Source organism: Ruegeria sp. R13_0, assembly GCF_017743995.1.
In the GTDB taxonomy this organism is placed as follows: Bacteria; Pseudomonadota; Alphaproteobacteria; order Rhodobacterales; family Rhodobacteraceae; genus Ruegeria.
Genome location: NZ_JAGHRB010000010.1, coordinates 168,549 through 181,266, shown reverse-complemented (window position 1 = coordinate 181,266; position 12,718 = coordinate 168,549). Strand labels below are relative to the sequence as shown.

Annotated in this window: 14 protein-coding genes; 9 read left to right on the top strand and 5 right to left on the bottom strand. The window is 60.1% G+C overall.

Annotation, left to right across the window (positions count from 1 at the left end; translation table 11 throughout):
* Nucleotides 1–120 precede the first annotated feature (120 nt).
* The 4 genes from dusA to J7394_RS14850 all read left to right on the top strand — a co-directional run bounded on the left by dusA (nucleotide 121) and on the right by J7394_RS14850 (nucleotide 3,287).
* Nucleotides 121–1,128 (top strand): tRNA dihydrouridine(20/20a) synthase DusA, encoded by a 1,008-nt coding sequence (gene dusA / locus J7394_RS14865; protein ID WP_209254063.1) that lies wholly within the window; start codon nucleotides 121–123, stop codon nucleotides 1,126–1,128.
* Between the two features lie 38 nt (nucleotides 1,129–1,166).
* Nucleotides 1,167–1,991: a sulfite exporter TauE/SafE family protein gene (locus J7394_RS14860; RefSeq protein ID WP_209254061.1), complete on the top strand. Its 825-nt coding sequence runs from the start codon at nucleotides 1,167–1,169 to the stop codon at nucleotides 1,989–1,991.
* Nucleotides 1,985–2,770, top strand: a complete 786-nt coding sequence (locus tag J7394_RS14855) for a hypothetical protein (protein WP_209254059.1) — start codon at nucleotides 1,985–1,987, stop codon at nucleotides 2,768–2,770. The genes J7394_RS14860 and J7394_RS14855 overlap by 7 nt, the downstream gene beginning before the upstream one ends.
* Before the next feature lie 313 nt (nucleotides 2,771–3,083).
* Nucleotides 3,084–3,287, top strand: a complete 204-nt coding sequence (locus tag J7394_RS14850; RefSeq protein WP_209254057.1) for a hypothetical protein — start codon at nucleotides 3,084–3,086, stop codon at nucleotides 3,285–3,287.
* 4 nt (nucleotides 3,288–3,291) lie between these two features.
* Here the strand turns inward: J7394_RS14850 and J7394_RS14845 are convergent, their stop codons facing one another.
* The 3 genes from J7394_RS14845 to ccmI are packed head-to-tail and all read right to left on the bottom strand — an operon-like array spanning nucleotide 3,292 to nucleotide 5,227.
* Nucleotides 3,292–3,522: a DUF1289 domain-containing protein gene (locus J7394_RS14845; protein WP_209254055.1), complete on the bottom strand. Its 231-nt coding sequence runs from the start codon at nucleotides 3,520–3,522 to the stop codon at nucleotides 3,292–3,294.
* Between the two features lie 17 nt (nucleotides 3,523–3,539).
* Nucleotides 3,540–4,004, bottom strand: a complete 465-nt coding sequence (gene ruvX, locus J7394_RS14840) for a Holliday junction resolvase RuvX (protein WP_209254053.1) — start codon at nucleotides 4,002–4,004, stop codon at nucleotides 3,540–3,542.
* Nucleotides 4,001–5,227: a c-type cytochrome biogenesis protein CcmI gene (ccmI, locus tag J7394_RS14835; protein WP_209254051.1), complete on the bottom strand. Its 1,227-nt coding sequence runs from the start codon at nucleotides 5,225–5,227 to the stop codon at nucleotides 4,001–4,003. The genes ruvX and ccmI overlap by 4 nt, the downstream gene beginning before the upstream one ends.
* A 175-nt stretch (nucleotides 5,228–5,402) precedes the next feature.
* On the opposite strand from ccmI, the gene J7394_RS14830 reads away from it, so the two are divergent.
* From J7394_RS14830 to J7394_RS14815, 4 genes are all read left to right on the top strand, one after another.
* Nucleotides 5,403–6,647 carry a sarcosine oxidase subunit beta family protein gene (locus tag J7394_RS14830; RefSeq protein WP_209254049.1) on the top strand — a complete coding sequence of 415 codons (1,245 nt, stop codon included), beginning with the start codon at nucleotides 5,403–5,405 and terminating at the stop codon, nucleotides 6,645–6,647.
* Between the two features lie 76 nt (nucleotides 6,648–6,723).
* Nucleotides 6,724–7,053, top strand: coding sequence for a sarcosine oxidase subunit delta (locus J7394_RS14825; protein WP_209254047.1), 330 nt, complete (start codon nucleotides 6,724–6,726; stop codon nucleotides 7,051–7,053).
* A 43-nt stretch (nucleotides 7,054–7,096) separates the two neighbouring features.
* The gene (locus J7394_RS14820) at nucleotides 7,097–10,126 is read left to right on the top strand and encodes a sarcosine oxidase subunit alpha family protein (RefSeq protein ID WP_209254045.1); all 3,030 of its coding nucleotides are present in this window, start codon (nucleotides 7,097–7,099) and stop codon (nucleotides 10,124–10,126) included.
* Nucleotides 10,119–10,685: a sarcosine oxidase subunit gamma gene (locus J7394_RS14815; RefSeq protein ID WP_209254044.1), complete on the top strand. Its 567-nt coding sequence runs from the start codon at nucleotides 10,119–10,121 to the stop codon at nucleotides 10,683–10,685. The genes J7394_RS14820 and J7394_RS14815 overlap by 8 nt, the downstream gene beginning before the upstream one ends.
* 78 nt (nucleotides 10,686–10,763) lie before the next feature.
* On the opposite strand, the gene J7394_RS14810 is transcribed toward J7394_RS14815, so the two are convergent.
* Both J7394_RS14810 and J7394_RS14805 read right to left on the bottom strand, forming a co-directional pair.
* Nucleotides 10,764–11,156, bottom strand: coding sequence for a hypothetical protein (locus J7394_RS14810; protein WP_209254043.1), 393 nt, complete (start codon nucleotides 11,154–11,156; stop codon nucleotides 10,764–10,766).
* Nucleotides 11,157–11,254: 98 nt separating this feature from the next.
* Nucleotides 11,255–12,016, bottom strand: coding sequence for an FkbM family methyltransferase (locus J7394_RS14805; RefSeq protein ID WP_209254042.1), 762 nt, complete (start codon nucleotides 12,014–12,016; stop codon nucleotides 11,255–11,257).
* 100 nt (nucleotides 12,017–12,116) lie between these two features.
* Here J7394_RS14805 and J7394_RS14800 point away from each other — a divergent pair, with 100 nt between their 5' ends.
* On the top strand, nucleotides 12,117–12,716 hold the full coding sequence (locus J7394_RS14800) for a superoxide dismutase (RefSeq protein WP_170704218.1): 600 nt from the start codon (nucleotides 12,117–12,119) through the stop codon (nucleotides 12,714–12,716).
* Nucleotides 12,717–12,718: the final 2 nt, after the last annotated feature.

Genomic DNA, 12,718 nt, shown 5'->3' with positions numbered 1-12,718 from the left:
TATGAAACGCACAACCTGTTCAGCGCGCAAGCGAATAGGAGGCTTCGGGCCGCAAAATGTGACTCAAGTTTGCCGTTCTGCTGTGATAGCCACACGCAGGCACAGACCGGGATTTGTCAGGTGACAGAGAAAAACGTGAATAACTTGGACCGAGCAGCGCGTTTGAGCGTGGCCCCCATGATGGACTGGACCGACCGCCATTGTCGGTTTCTGCATCGGCTACTAAGTGAGCAGACGCTGCTTTACACCGAGATGGTCACCGCGCCCGCGCTGGTGCGGGGTGGGGCGCTGCATCTGTTGGACTACAGTCCGCAGGAACATCCTGTTGCGCTGCAGCTAGGTGGCTCGGACCCCGAGGAACTGGCGCAGGCGGCCCGGCTAGGGGCCGAGGCCGGGTATGATGAGATCAACCTGAATTGTGGCTGCCCCTCGGACCGGGTGCAATCGGGCACGTTTGGGGCTGTGTTGATGAAAGACCCTGCGCGGGTTGCCGATTGCGTGGCCGCCATGGGTGAGGCCGTCTCGGTCGATGTGACCGTCAAATGCCGGATTGGCGTGGACGATCAGGAACCGCGCGACGTGCTGCCGGACTTTCTGGACAAGATACAGCAGGCCGGGTGCCGACGGGTGACGATCCACGCGCGCAAGGCGTGGCTACAGGGGCTCAGCCCGAAAGAGAACCGCGATATCCCTCCGCTCGACTATGACCTCGTTCATCAGATGAAGGCTGATTTCGCGGATCTTCACATTTCGATCAATGGCGGCATTACCTCGTTGGACGAGGCGCAGACGCATCTGGAGGCCGGGCTGGACGGGGTGATGATTGGACGGGCGGCCTATCATCAGCCTTCTGACATCCTCTCCGAAGCGGATATGCGAATTTACCAGAGCGGCAACGCTCGGGACCCGATCGAAGTGGCCCGGCAAATGGTGCCCTATATCGAGCAGCACCTTGTCAACGGAGGGCGTTTGCACCAGATCACGCGGCATATGCTAGGCCTCTTTGCCGGTCGCCCCGGCGCACGGGCCTGGCGGCGCGCGCTGTCGGAAGGGGCGGTGCAGGATGGGGCAGGGCCCGAAGTGATGCTGAAGGCGCTCGGTCACGTGGCGCCTCTGGCCGAGGTTTGAACGAATGAAGCCCGGTCTCTGACCGGTTTGGGGGGAAGATGCCCGAGACGATGTTGCTGGCCCAGATGCTGGGCCTTTTGCTTGTAATTGGCGCACTTGCGGGCGTTCTGGCGGGGCTGCTTGGCGTTGGCGGAGGCATCGTGCTTGTGCCTGCGTTTTTCTATGCGTTCCAAACGCTTGGATATGGCGGGCCGCAGTTGATGCAGCTGTGTCTGGCGACCTCGCTGGCAACGATCATCGTGACCTCGATCCGGTCTGTGTTGGCCCATAACAAGAAAGGCGCGGTGGATTGGGAGATCCTGCGCAGCTGGGGGCCGGGTATTGTCGTGGGGGCGGTTGTGGGCGTGCTGGTCGCCTCGGCCCTTCGGACTGAGGCCTTGCAGGCGCTGTTCGGCGTTCTGGGCATGGTGATTGGTGCGTATCTGGGTTTTGGCCGTTCGGAATGGCGCTTGGGGGATGTGATGCCCAAGGGGATCAAGCGCGCGGTTCTGTCCCCATCCGTGGGCTTCCTGTCGGTGCTGATGGGGATCGGGGGCGGCAGTTTCGGCGTCCCCCTCATGAGCCTTTACAACACGCCCATCCACCGCGCCGTAGCAACGGCCGCAGGGTTCGGCGTGATCATCGCCGTGCCCTCGGTGCTAGGCTTTCTGTTTCTGGAGATCGCCCCTGAACACAGGCCTCCGCTGACGATCGGGGCCGTGAACCTTGTGGCCTTCGGGCTTGTGGTTGCCATGACGATGATTACGGCCCCGTGGGGCGTGAAACTGGCCCATGCGATGGACCCTAAGCCACTTAAACGCGTCTTTGCGCTTTTCCTGACACTGGTCGCTTTGAATATGCTGCGGAAGGCTTTGGGATGGTAGAGGAATTCTGGGAAAAGGGCTGGGTCAAATTCCCGTTTGATCCGGCTCTCGCGGAATGGGTTGGGCAAGTTTTGCCCGCCGCTCGGCAGTCGGTCACGGCACCGGAGCATGCCGAATGGCTGGATTGTGAAGGCACGTGGTTCATTGGCGTCGATGCGTTGCCCAATGATGAATTGGGGCAGGTTGGGTCGTCAATACCGCTGTCCGGGATGGCTATGGATTTCATCGCTTCTCATCTGGGCAGCTTGCCGCTGCATCCGGGGCAAGTGTCGATCATCTATCCGGGTTATCCTCGCCCTCGGAAGGGTGAAAGCGAGGCCGCCGGGCGCTACCGGCGCAATCGCGACGCGGCCCATGTGGACGGGTTGCGGCCTATGGGCCCGGATCGCCGCCGTCGCGTGGATGAACCGCATGCGTGGATTTTGGGCATTCCTTTAACGGATGCCAGCCCCGATGCCTCGCCCATGGTGCTGTGGGAAGGTAGTCACATCCCCATGGGCAAAGCCTTCAGGGCGGCTTTTGCGGATCAGTCCCAAACCGATCTGAGCCAAGTCGATATCACCGACATTTATCAAGCGACTCGTCGCGAAGTGTTCGAGACCTGCCCAAGGATCGAATTGCCTGCCAAACCCGGCGAAGCCTATTTGCTGCACCGCCATTGCCTGCATGGTGTTGCGCCATGGTCTGATGGGGCGACCGCGGGCCCGGATGGACGGATGATTGCCTATTTCCGCCCCGAATGCGCCAACGGCGTCGCGGAGTGGATCGAAACACGCTGATGTCTCGGTGGGGAAACGGTTCCCCCGTATTTCCCCAGCGGACCACGCCCTCATCTGCCCGTTTCGAGACTTGATGGCTTCGAAACCCGGCCTTTCGCAAAAAATGACGTAAGGTCACTTTGCGATAAGTTTATTGATTGCTGAGTCAATGAATATACAACGGAGGGCGTTTTCATCGTCGTTCCGGCTGAAAACTCTTTAGCCAGACCGTGCCGCTGCGGGTCGCCACTCACTCACGGAACCGGCTTTCGCCTCGCATTTTTTCGAGGCGTGCGTCCGGCCCGCAGCAGGCACACTTAAGGAATGGTCCTTCATGTCCTTCAATAGCCTTCTACGACGCTTTTCCAAGCTGCGCGATCAAGTGCAACCCGTGACTGTCGACACCACGATGGAACGGCCTACGAAACATCCAAGAACCAGCCGGTCCGAATACTCAGACCTGTTCAAGGATGAGCTTGCGACCCGACAGACGGGCGGGCTTGGCAAAGCAAAGGATGGAACCAGCCCGGTGGACTGAGCGGTCAGCTTTTGAGGCGAGCGGCCCGTCCGCCGCGTCGTTTGGCGAGGCGCGGTTTGCGGGCGGGCAGAGCCTCCATGACTTCGGCACGTTCGCTGCTGTCCATGCGGGACCAGCGCGCGATCTCATCAAGGGTACGGTAACAGCCGGTGCAAATCTGTTCCGTCGGGTGGACAACACAAATCCGTACACAAGGGCTTTCGACCTCGTCCCGCTTCCAAACCATGTTCGTCATCCGTCGTCTCCGACCCGTTACAAAAAGCGCAGCCTGTCCAACGCTCCTTGCAAGATATACCCTGCTGCAACGTGATCAATAACCTGTCCGCGACGTTTTCGTGTCGTATCCGCCTCTAAAAGTGCCTTTTCTGCCGCAACTGTGCTCAGACGCTCGTCCCAGAAGCCGATGGGGCAGTCGGTCAGGCGGGTCAGGTTGCGGGCAAAAGCACGGGTGGATTGGCAACGGGGTCCTTCGGTTCCGTCCATGTTTTTCGGCAGCCCGAGGATGACGCCACCGATCTCACGATCCTTGATCAACTCAAGCAAGCGTGCGGAATCGACGGTGAATTTCTTGCGGCGCACGGTCTCCAGAGGGCTGGCCACCCCGCGCATCCGGTCCGAAACCGCCACGCCGATGGTCTTTTCACCCAGATCCAGCCCCATCAGCGCCGTCATCGGCGACAGAGCCGCGGCGAAGTCCTCAAAATCGTCATGGATCATTGGGCAATTCCGGCTTGCAGGGCGGCGGCGTCGATCATCTCAAGCGCCTCGGGGTTGTCGGCAAAGAGGATCTCGGCTTCGTCGCGGATATCTATTGCACGCTGGGCCTGACCCAAAACGCCAAGCGCCGCGATCAGGCGCGCCCAGTCCTGAGGAGGGCCACCCTCGGTCGCCAGGCGATCAGACAGACGGTCGACCATACCCTGAATCATCTCTTGCCGTTCTTCCGGGGTCATCTCGGCTGCGGCGGCGACATCCTCCTGACTTGGGCCGGGCTGGCCCAATGCGCTGGGGTCGGGGCCGTTGAAAACCCCCGCGCGGAAGGCAAGCTCATCCAACTGGGCGCGAATAGCATCACCCCAGGGTGCGCCCGCCGGCGCATCCCGCGCGGTGTCGACCCAGACACGATAGGCAAGGTCGGGGCGCCCGGTCTGGGCCAGCATTTGCCCCCAATAGTAGCGCGCCGGGCCATGCCGGGGATCACGCTCAAGCGCGGCGGCCAGAACTTGCTCGGCCTCGGGCGAGATATAACCGCCTGCCGCAAGGATCATCTTTTCGGCCAGATCTGAGTAATCATCGGCCGTTGCCGCCTGAACTGACAGCTCAATAACACGTTGCTGCGCGGCATAAGCGGCCTTGAAGTTCCCCGCATTGGCTTCGTGCTGTGTCAGCAGGATATGCCCTTGCAGGTCGTTCGGTCGCGCCGCCACTGTGTCGCGCAGTTGCTGGAGCAGCGTCGCGTAGCTTTCTTCCAGTTGTCGCGGCTGCGGCGGAGTGGCAAGGGCTTCGGCCGCTTCTTGCGCCGGGCGGTTTGTCCGGACCTCCTCGGCCAATGCCAGCCTTGCGGTCAGGGGTTGATCGGGCAGGCCGACGGCACCGGTTCGGTAATACATCGCCAGCGCGCCACCGATCACGATCAGCATTACGATCGCGATGCTGACGACGGAAACCCCGCGCGACGGGCCAGAGGTTGCCCGGTCGCCCTGCATCTGGGCGTCCGCTGCCAGAATGCGGCGTGAGATCTCGGTACGGACCCTCTCGGCATCGGCTTCGCCAATGACTCCACGGGCCAGATCACGGTCAACACCGGCCAGTTGTTCGCGGTAGACGCGCAGATCGTAGGCTGCGGTTGGTTCGTCCGCGCGGCGGCCGCGTAAAAGCGTGTAGCCGAGGAACCCTGCGACCAGCAGCGCGATCAGACATGAAATGACCCAGAACGTCATGCTCTCTCCTGAAATTCTGCCCTGACTTAGACCTGCGGGCCGCCTAAAAAAAGGGACAAATGGCCGCGAATGTGCCACATGTCGCAATAGTGCTATATTGCGGCGTTGACCGGCGTGGATATACCCGGTCGACGCGGCATACCTGCGCCAATCACCGAACCGGATGGATTCGCTTATGAAACACTATTCAGCCTTTGCTGTCGCGCGCGAAGCGTTGCGCTATCACACCGGATGGGAGCGCGCATGGCGCTCGCCTGAGCCGAAGAAAAAATACGACGTGATCATCGTCGGTGCCGGGGGGCATGGTCTGGCGACCGCCTACTACCTTGGTAAAAACTACGGCATCCAGAATGTCGCCATCATCGAAAAAGGATGGCTGGGCGGCGGGAACACGGGCCGGAACACGACCATCATCCGGTCGAACTACCTGCAGGATCCTTCGGCGGCGCTCTATGAAAAGGCGCGGGGCCTCTATGAGGACCTGAGCCAGGACCTGAACTACAACATCATGTTCAGCCCGCGCGGTGTGATCATGCTGGCGCAGACCCAGCACGAAATTCGCGGCTATCAGCGTACGGCGCATGCCAACGCGCTCCAGGGTGTAAAGACCGAGTGGATCACGCCCGAGCGCGTGAAAGAGCTGGTGCCGATCATCAATCTGGACGGTCCGCGCTATCCGGTTCTGGGCGGCCTTTGGCAGGAACGCGGCGGCACCGCGCGTCACGATGCGGTGGCATGGGGCTATGCACGCGCCTGTTCGGCGATGGGTATGGACATCATTCAGAAATGCGAAGTCACCGGCGTACGCTCGGACAATGGTCGTGTGGTCGGCGTTGATACCACCAAAGGTGCGATCGACTGCGACAAGCTGGGGATCGTCGTTGCAGGCCATTCCGGACAGTTGGCCGAGATGGCAGGCTTCCGCTTGCCGCTGGAAGCCGTCGCGCTGCAAGCCCTGGTGTCCGAGCCAATCAAACCCTGCATGGATGTGGTCGTGATGGCCAACACTGTTCACGGCTACATGTCGCAGTCCGACAAGGGCGAGATGGTGATCGGCGGCGGCACCGATGGGTTCAACAACTTCACCCAGCGCGGCAGCTTCCATCACATCGAGGAAACCGTCCGCGCATTGGTCGAGACCTTCCCGATGATCTCGCGCCTGAAAATGCTGCGCCAGTGGGGCGGGATTGTGGATATGACCGGCGACCGGTCTCCGATCCTGTCGAAAACACCGCTGCAGGGCTGTTTCATCAACGCAGGTTGGGGCACCGGTGGCTTCAAGGCCATTCCGGGCTCGGGCTGGGGTATGGCACAGCTGATGGCGACAGGTCATTCACCACTGACCGAAGCCTTCACGATGGACCGCTTCAAAGAGGGCCGCTTCATCGACGAAAGCGTCGCCGCCGGGGTGGCGCACTAAGGGCTCTGCCCTACGTGGCCACAACACAGAATTCTGGTCGGCCCGAGTGCCGACCGACCGAGAAAAGGATGACCATATGCTGATCCTGAATTGCCCCTATTGCGGCGTCGATGCCGAAGAAACTGAACTGGCCGCTGGCGGCGAAGCGCATCTGAAGCGTTTTGGCCCCGGCTCGTCAGATGATGAATTCCACGACTACCTGTTCATGCGTGAGAACCCGAAAGGCGTTCATTTCGAACGTTGGCGCCACGCAAATGGTTGTGGCAAGTGGTTCCACGCGGCGCGCTGCACAAACACGCTTGAGGTGTTCGGCACCTATTCGGCCCAGACCACCGAGCCACCGCAAGAAATCAAGGACGCCATCACCGCCAAGCGTCCCGGCTGGACGTGGAGAGAGTTTAAATGATCCGCCCAGCCATCCGTAATTCCGCCTGCGAAAGGTCCGCAAAATGAGCACCCGTCTCGCAAATCAAGGCCGGCTGATTGACCGGTCGAAACAGGTTACCTTTACCTTCAACGGCACCTCGATGCAGGGCTATGAGGGTGACACACTTGCCTCTGCCCTGCTGGCCAATGACCAGATGATGATGGGCCGGTCGTTCAAATACCACCGTCCGCGCGGCGTCGTCGCCAGTGGCGCGGAAGAGCCGAACGCTCTGGTCGGTTTGGGCGATGGCAACCGGTTCGAACCGAACCAGCGCGCCACCACGACCGAGTTGTTCAACGGTCTGACATCCGTGTCGCAGAACCACTGGCCGAACCTCGAGTTCGACATCGGGTCGATCAACACCCATCTGTCGCGCTTCCTGCCGGCTGGCTTCTACTACAAGATGTTCATCCATCCGAAGCCGTTCTGGAAACACGTCTACGAGCCGTTCATCCGTCAGTCCGCCGGTCTGGGCAAAGCGCCCGACAAGGACAATCGTGACGCAGACACCTATGAGCATTTCTATCACTTCACCGATGTATTGGTGATCGGTGGCGGTGTTGCCGGTCTGCAGGCGGCCAAAACGGCAGCTCAATCCGGTGCCAAGGTCATGCTGATCGAGCAGACTGCGCATTGGGGTGGTCGTGCTCAGGTTGATGGAGGAACCATCGACGGCGAGCCTGTGGATAAGTTCGTGGAACAATTAGTTTCTGAACTCGAAACAATGGACAACGTCATCCTGCGCAATCGCTGCATGGGGGCAGGGGTCTATGACCACGGTTACGTGCTGGGTTACGAGCGCCTGACGGACCACACTCCGGGCGTGCAAGGCCCTCGTCACCGCCTGTGGCGCATCCGTGCCAAACAGGTCGTGACAGCAACCGGCGCGATTGAGCGTCCGCTGTCTTTCGCGGGCAACGATGTTCCGGGCGTGATGCTGGCCTCGGCCATGCGGGATTATGTGGTGAACTGGGGGGTGACCCCGGGCGACCGCGTTATCGTTGCGACCAACAACGACGACGCCTACCGCACCGCGATTGCCCTCAAGAAAGCCGGTGTGGATGTTCTGCGCGTGGTTGATGCCCGCGCAAGCGCCGGACCTCTGGCGGAAGAGGCGCGTCAGTTGGGCATCCGTGTTGATCCCGGCAAGGCCATCGCCAAGGTCAAGGGCGGCAAGCGCGTCAAAAAAGTTGCGCTGTGCAACCAGGAAGGCATCGGTGGTGCGCGGGAAGAGGTCGAATGCGATGCAGTCGCCATGTCGGGCGGCTGGTCTCCGGTTGTTCACATGTGGTCGCATTGCGGCGGCAAGCTGATCTGGGATGAAGCAAACGCCCACTTCCGCCCCGACCCCGAGCGTCCTCCGCTGGGTGCAAACGGCGAGGGCTTCGTGATCGCCGCGGGTTCGTCCAATGGTCCGTTGGCTCTCGGCGACGTTCTGACCGACGCGGATGCCGCAGGTAAAGCGGCGGCCAAGGCGGCCGGTTACAAGGCGAAACGCACCAAGGCTCCTACGGGCGAAACCACGGCCGAGGCTCCGATGGCTGCTGTTTGGCTGATGCCTGCGAACGCCGACATCCAGCTGCGCATGAAGTCGTGGTTGGACTTCCAGAACGACGTGAAGGTCTCGGACGTTCAGCTGGCTGCGCGCGAAGGTTATGAAAGCGTCGAACACACCAAGCGTTACACCACGCTGGGTATGGCGACAGATCAGGGTAAGTTGAGCAACATCAACGGCTTGGCGATCCTTGCTGATGCGCTGGATTCCGAGATTCCGAAGGTCGGAACCACCACGTTCCGTCCGCCCTATACGCCCATCTCGCTGGCGTCGATCGGTGGTGAAGCACGCGGTGAGGTGTTCCAGCCGATCCGCCAGACCCCGATGCACAACTGGCACGACCAGAACGGTGCAGACTGGGAGCCGGTCGGCCACTGGCGCCGGACCTATGCCTATGTCCGCCCCGGTGAATCCGTGCATGACGCGGTCAATCGCGAGGTGAAGAATACCCGCGAAAACCTCGGCCTGCTGGACGCCTCGACGCTGGGTAAGCTGATCGTCAAGGGCCCCGATGCGGGCAAGTTCCTGGACATGCTGTACACCAACATGATGTCCACGCTGAAGGTCGGCAAATGCCGCTATGGCCTGATGTGCTCAGAGAACGGGTTCCTGATCGACGACGGTGTTGTCGCGCGGATCGACGAAGATACATGGCTGTGCCACACCACCACCGGCGGCGCCGAGCGCATCCATGGTCACATGGAAGAATGGCTGCAGACCGAGTGGTGGGACTGGAAAGTCTACGTCGCGAACGTCACCGAGCAATACGCTCAGGTCGCCGTGGTTGGCCCCAACGCCCGCAAGGTGCTTGAGAAGCTGAACGCGCAAGCGGGCGGTGGCATGGACCTGTCGAAAGAGGCGCTGCCATTCATGGAATGGCGCGACGGCAAGATCGGCGAATTCGACGCACGGGCCTATCGCATCTCGTTCTCGGGTGAGCTGTCCTATGAGATCGCCGTTCCGGCTTCGCAGGGTCAAGCGTTCTGGGACGCTCTGATCGACGCGGGCAAAGAGTTCGGCGTGATGCCTTACGGCACCGAATGTCTGCACATCCTGCGGGCCGAGAAGGGCTTCATCATGATCGGCGACGAGACCGACGGCACCGTGATCCCGCAGGATCTGGGGCTGCATTGGGCGCTGTCCAAGAAGAAAGAGGACTACCTCGGCAAACGCGCCCATTCGCGGACCCATATGGCCGATCCGGAGCGTTGGAAACTGGTCGGTCTGGAGACTGTGGATGGATCGGTGCTGCCGGACGGTGCCTATGCGGTGGGCGAGGGCGTCAATGCCAACGGTCAGCGTAACATGATCGGGCGTGTCACCTCGACCTATTACTCGGCCAATCTGGACAAAGGCATCGCCATGGGTCTGATCAAGCACGGTCCTGACCGCATGGGCGAGATTGTCGAGTTCCCGGGAACCGATGGCAAAACCTACAAAGCCAAGATCGTCGATCCGATCTTCTACGATAAGGACGGGGAGAAGCAGAATGTCTGAACCCATCAGCGCACTGAACCACGCCAGCTATGACGGCATCGCCAAAGTGGCAGAGGTCGGGCTGCAGGGGATGATCACCCTGCGCGGCGATTTGTCCGACAAGGTGATGGCCAAGGCGGTCAAGGATGCAACCGGGCAGAAAATGCCCGGTCAGCGTGAGGCTCTGGTCGATGGCGATACCGGCGTGTGCTGGATGTCCACCGACGAGCTGCTGGTGCTTGTGCCCTATGCCGAGGTCGAGGCCAAGCTGGCCGCGATGACCAACGCGCTTGGCGGTACGCATGCGTTGGCCGTCAACGTCTCGGACGCCCGCGCGGTGTTTACAGTCTCGGGCAGCAACGCGCGCGAAGTTCTGGGCAAGGTTGCTCCGGTCGATCTGTCACCTGAGGCTTTCCAACCCGGCCAAATCCGCCGTTCGCGTCTGGCTCAGGTGGCTGGCGCCTTCTGGATGGACGACGCCGAGACCCTGCGCATCGTCTGCTTCCGTTCGGCGGCTGACTATGTGTTCAAGCTGCTCAAGGTTGCGGCGCAGCCGGGCAGTGAGGTCGGGGTTTACTAAAGACCCGATGACTGACGTCAAAAAAGGCTCCGGTTTCTGCCGGAGCCTTTATTGCTTGCTACGTCGGACCAACAGGTTTTACCTTTGCACGCTGCATGTTCCGACGCCGTAGGGCTTGTTGACGAAGTTTGCATTCACCCAGTTGCCGCGCAGTTTAATTTTGTCGTTTGAAGGGTCAATGCGCGCATTGTAGTTTATCCTGACAGTTTTGCCGCTTATCTCTTTCAGCTCTATCTGCCAACTAAGACTGTAACGGTTTTTCCTATCGATTTTAAACACCGCAGGCAGCACATCGTTATGGCCGCTGACTGTTTGAGCAGCGCCATTTTCCTTGTCGACAACGAAAATATAGCGAGGGGCGATCCATCCGCTTCCGTCGCGATCGCGGACAGCGCAATCGAAGGTGGTTGTTTCAGCGTTTGCAGCTTGCGCAAATGCAAAAATAGACAATGCTAAGAATAATTGTTTCATGACGATCCAGATCTTTATCTTTCAGCTAATTGAAAATCAGTGTAGCTGTCCGATTTCAAGTGGATTTACAACCGAAGCGGGAACAATAGTGTCACACCCTATCCTTGCAGAACAATCGATCGGTAGTGCATAAGGTTTTGCTCCTCAAGGAGGTCCTGAAAGGCCAACGGGCGCCCTGATTCATCGGATAGTTGACGGTAGAACCGTAAGCTCTCCAAAAGACCCGCCAACTGGGATTGGCGGTCTGCCTCATCCAAAAGCGGCGCATGCAAGGACAGAAACAGGGCGGGGCGTTTCTGTTTCAGCCAGTTCAGAAGCGTCGGCAGGACAAAGAACTCGGCCCCTTCGATATCCATTTTCACCAGCGAGACCTGGCTTAAATCCTGGACAGCCTGGAACTGCTCCCATGCGATTGTCAAAGCATCCGTTCCATGCGCCGCGTCATGCAAAAGGGAACTGGTGGAATCGCCCGGCTCTCCTCGGGTTGAGGCCATGCGGGCCACTCCGAACTGATCCGACAACGCCACTCCGAAGGCCGAGACATTGCGGATATCGTTCAGATCCAGGTTCCAGGCCAGATGGCGAAAGGCGGTCGGGTCGGGTTCAAAACAATACACATGGCGGGCTTTGCGCGCACCGTAGAGGACAGTCGGCCCGATCCACGCGCCGATATCCAGATAGTCGTTTTCCGGGGACAGGAACTGATCGAGAACGGCGAAGGTCTCAGGCTCCCATTCTCCGGCCGAGGCTTTGCGCCAGAATTTGGAATGGTAGGGATCCAGCCGGAACGCCTGACCATTCAGGTTCCCAGCATAGTATCCGCGGGCGCGGTAAAACATCTTGCGCGCCTGTGTCAGCATCGCGGACCTCCGGGTTTTATTGTCTCGCCCCTTGACCTGCGGCGGTTGCCAAAGCATTTAACCCTTGGGAACCGCAACTTTTATTTTACAGGGGGCCGACATGGCTTTTGAACTTCCTGATCTTCCTTATGCACATGACGCGCTGGCAGCCAAGGGCATGTCCGCCGAAACGCTGGAATATCACCACGACCTGCACCACAAAGCCTATGTCGACAACGGCAACAAGCTGATCGCCGGCACCGAGTGGGACGGCAAGTCGCTGGAAGAGATCATCGTAGGGACCTACGACGCAAATGCCGTCGCCCAGAACGGTATCTTCAACAACATCAGCCAGCTGTGGAACCACAACCAGTTCTGGGAGATGATGGGCCCCGGCGACAACGCCATGCCCGGCGAGCTTGAAAAAGCGCTGACCGAAAGCTTCGGCTCGGTTGACGAGTTCAAGTCGCAGTTCAGCGCGGCTGGCGCTGGTCAGTTCGGCTCGGGCTGGGCATGGCTGGTCAAAAACGCTGACGGCTCGCTGGCCGTGACCAAAACCGAAAACGGCGTGAACCCGCTGTGCTTTGGTCAGACCGCTCTGCTGGGTTGTGACGTGTGGGAGCATTCCTACTACATCGACTTCCGCAACAAGCGTCCGGCTTACCTGTCGAACTTCCTCGACAACCTGGTGAACTGGGAAAACGTCGCATCGCGCATGTGATC

What these genes read in the sequence shown, in the direction of transcription:
- J7394_RS14830 (WP_209254049.1), top strand. Translation starts at nt 5,403, where the DNA reads ATGAAACACTATTCAGCCTTTGCTGTCGCGCGCGAAGCGTTGCGCTAT.
- J7394_RS14805 (WP_209254042.1), bottom strand. Translation starts at nt 12,016, where the DNA reads ATGCTGACACAGGCGCGCAAGATGTTTTACCGCGCCCGCGGATACTAT.
- J7394_RS14845 (WP_209254055.1), bottom strand. Translation starts at nt 3,522, where the DNA reads ATGACGAACATGGTTTGGAAGCGGGACGAGGTCGAAAGCCCTTGTGTA.
- J7394_RS14855 (WP_209254059.1), top strand. Translation starts at nt 1,985, where the DNA reads ATGGTAGAGGAATTCTGGGAAAAGGGCTGGGTCAAATTCCCGTTTGAT.
- J7394_RS14825 (WP_209254047.1), top strand. Translation starts at nt 6,724, where the DNA reads ATGCTGATCCTGAATTGCCCCTATTGCGGCGTCGATGCCGAAGAAACT.
- J7394_RS14800 (WP_170704218.1), top strand. Translation starts at nt 12,117, where the DNA reads ATGGCTTTTGAACTTCCTGATCTTCCTTATGCACATGACGCGCTGGCA.
- J7394_RS14850 (WP_209254057.1), top strand. Translation starts at nt 3,084, where the DNA reads ATGTCCTTCAATAGCCTTCTACGACGCTTTTCCAAGCTGCGCGATCAA.
- J7394_RS14820 (WP_209254045.1), top strand. Translation starts at nt 7,097, where the DNA reads ATGAGCACCCGTCTCGCAAATCAAGGCCGGCTGATTGACCGGTCGAAA.
- ruvX (WP_209254053.1), bottom strand. Translation starts at nt 4,004, where the DNA reads ATGATCCATGACGATTTTGAGGACTTCGCCGCGGCTCTGTCGCCGATG.
- J7394_RS14815 (WP_209254044.1), top strand. Translation starts at nt 10,119, where the DNA reads ATGTCTGAACCCATCAGCGCACTGAACCACGCCAGCTATGACGGCATC.
- J7394_RS14860 (WP_209254061.1), top strand. Translation starts at nt 1,167, where the DNA reads ATGCCCGAGACGATGTTGCTGGCCCAGATGCTGGGCCTTTTGCTTGTA.
- ccmI (WP_209254051.1), bottom strand. Translation starts at nt 5,227, where the DNA reads ATGACGTTCTGGGTCATTTCATGTCTGATCGCGCTGCTGGTCGCAGGG.
- J7394_RS14810 (WP_209254043.1), bottom strand. Translation starts at nt 11,156, where the DNA reads ATGAAACAATTATTCTTAGCATTGTCTATTTTTGCATTTGCGCAAGCT.